The 2,470-nt window shown below is 43.2% G+C and carries 3 protein-coding genes; all 3 read right to left on the reverse strand.

The features are described from left to right. Nucleotides 1-115: SAM-dependent methyltransferase (locus GXZ13_05285; GenBank protein ID NLX75227.1), on the reverse strand; the 115-nt coding region annotated here is incomplete at its 3' end. A 143-nt stretch (nucleotides 116-258) separates the two neighbouring features. Beyond that, on the reverse strand, nucleotides 259-1,557 hold the full coding sequence (locus GXZ13_05290) for a site-specific integrase (GenBank protein NLX75228.1): 1,299 nt from the start codon (nucleotides 1,555-1,557) through the stop codon (nucleotides 259-261). Between the two features lie 105 nt (nucleotides 1,558-1,662). Further along, the gene (locus GXZ13_05295; GenBank protein NLX75229.1) at nucleotides 1,663-2,325 is read right to left on the reverse strand and encodes a helix-turn-helix domain-containing protein; all 663 of its coding nucleotides are present in this window, start codon (nucleotides 2,323-2,325) and stop codon (nucleotides 1,663-1,665) included. Between the last annotated feature and the right edge of the window lie 145 nt (nucleotides 2,326-2,470).

The following is a 2,470-nucleotide window of genomic DNA, read 5'->3' on the forward strand; positions in this document are numbered from 1 at the left end:
AATTACCATTTTTAGCATCATTATATTCTTCATGTGAAATTGATTTACCCCATTCCCATCCTTCTTCAACCCATTTATCTATAGTTTCTTTATTTATATCTTGATATGATTTCATACTTTTTCCTCCACAAATTCTGATTTATCTATTCAATCCTCTAAAAACGCTGTATTTTCAAGGCTTATCGCCTACTTAATGTTCAAACCTTATGTATTTTCCCTTGTTTTTGCCCTTATGAGCTGAAACAAGGGAAACTTTTTTTATTCCTCGCCGACCACTTTATCCATTAGTCTTGCGGAAGTACGCTTCGCTTCCCTTGTAGCGTGAGCGTAGATGTTCATTGTGGTACTTACATCGGCGTGTCCGAGAAGCTCCTGCACATCTTTCGATGCTGCTCCGTTTGCAAGCAGATTGCTTGTGTAGGTATGTCTGAGCATATGAAAGTGGAAGTCCTCAAGTCCCTCGACTTTTTTTCTTGCCGTCCTGCACATAATCCCCACCGTACTCGGTGCTTCAAATGCTCCGTCAGGTCTTAAACATACAAAAGATATTTCCTTGTAACCATCGGGAGTTTCTTTCGTTCTCGGTAAGCTGTAAACCTCATAATAAGTACGGTCTTTTTCCTTGACTTCCAAATAGTAGTTGATGTTGTAAAGCTCTCCGTAGCGGAAACGGTTTTTGTGCTGTTCGGTTTTTGCCGCTTTCAAGATTGCCGCCAGCGTGTCACAGAAGTCCACAGTACGGATTTTCTTTCGCTTTGTTGCTCCTATCTCGGTCTTGTGCCTGTCCCCGTTATAACGGATACTGCGGCGTACTGTAAAGTACTGCTCGTCAAGGTTGATGTCCTGCCAAGTTAAAGCACAATCCTCTCCAATACGAAGCCCTGCGTAATACGCTATCTGAATGGGGAGCAATGCAGGATTGTCCTTAGCTTTCAAAAATTCTTCCAGCTTGCAGTATTGCTCGTAATCAAGAGTAGGTTTGGAAACTGTGTCGCTGTCCTCGTCAGAGAACAGGTCATATTCCTCTTTTTTGCCCCTCATCACAACATACTGCATCGGATTAAAGGTTATCAGTCTTTTCGGGAATACCGCAAAGCGGAACGCCCCTTGCAAAACTGCCGAGAACAAACGCAGATACCCTTTACTGAGTGCCTTTGCTGTTGTTCCGTCGGGATTTGTACCGCCGAAGCTGAGCAAGTCCATATACGCCTGCAAATGATCGGCGGTTACGGTTTTCAGCTTTCTCTCTCCGATAGGGTGCTGCTTGATACGGTTGACAACTACCTGATACGCCATTACCGTACCATTACTGAGATTGCCGGGTTTCAGTTCTTCCTCCACCCACATATCCAGCAGCTTACCAAGCGTTGCATTTTCGGATTTTGCTACAAATTTCTTTTCTTCGTAGTCTTCCATTGCCTTGCGGAGCATTGCTTCCGTTTCGGATTTGTTCTCTGTGCCGACATACTCTTTCTGTACCTGCTTACCGTTTTCATCTTCTACATAGAAGCGGTAGTACCACTTTTTGCCTTTCTTTCTTACAGAACCTTTTGCCATAGATAAAAAACTCCTTTCCTATCCGTGGCAACCGGAACTGTGACGTATGGTGTGCGTAAAGTAATAGTGTCACTCATCGGCTCTTATGAAGCCGAATTTTTAATGTCAAGGTGCCACGTTATTGTTTCTGTCAGCAAGTCTTTCTTCCGCTGACATCTTAATCTGCGACATCTTCCCAAACACATTTTTGGTATTCAAATCGTAGATATGTAAGAAACAATCCACCATCTGTTTCATATCTTCGACAGGCTCACTCAGTTCATTGTGGTAAGCCTTTTCAGTAATCTCTCCGGCACCTATGGCATATTTCATCAGGGACTGCTTTAACCCCTCATCTTCTGCGATACGGTCTGCTTCTGCCATTGCCCTTGCAAAGTGTCCGCAGAGGACAGCGTACATATCCATATATTGTCCGAGTATGTTGGTCAGCATTTCCTGTCTCGGCTCTCCCTGTACCGTTGATGTAAGAACATCAAGGAATTTCTTTGTGTGTTCCTCCATCGTCTTTTCACAGATAGTACGGGTAGAATATTCTTTTTCTTCGGAAAGTCCCGTCAGCCATTCGGGTGTTGTGAGCAGCGCTTCTGCAAGACCATTGATAATCATAGTTCTTGTCGGGTCAACTCCGCCTGCTTCATATCTTTGGATTGTGGATTTGTTCACGCCGATACGCTTGCCAAGTTCAGGCATTGTGAGATTTAACTCTGTTCGGCGTTCTTTCACTCGTTCACCGACCTGTTTTGCGGTGAATGTAATTTCATTCTTCAAGGTTTTCACCTCCTGACGAGTATTAGTATAGCATAATGAAATGCAATTTGCAACCCTTATTCCTGATAAATATTAAAAATAATTAGTAACAGGTTGCAAAACGGGTTGATAACAGATAGCAGAATAAGTATAATTAACATTGCAG

This window comes from Synergistaceae bacterium (assembly GCA_012728235.1).
GTDB lineage: Bacteria > Synergistota > Synergistia > Synergistales > Synergistaceae > JAAYFL01.

Coding starts and splice junctions, on each gene's coding strand:
- GXZ13_05290 (NLX75228.1), bottom strand. CDS start 1,557: ATGGCAAAAGGTTCTGTAAGAAAGAAAGGCAAAAAGTGGTACTACCGC.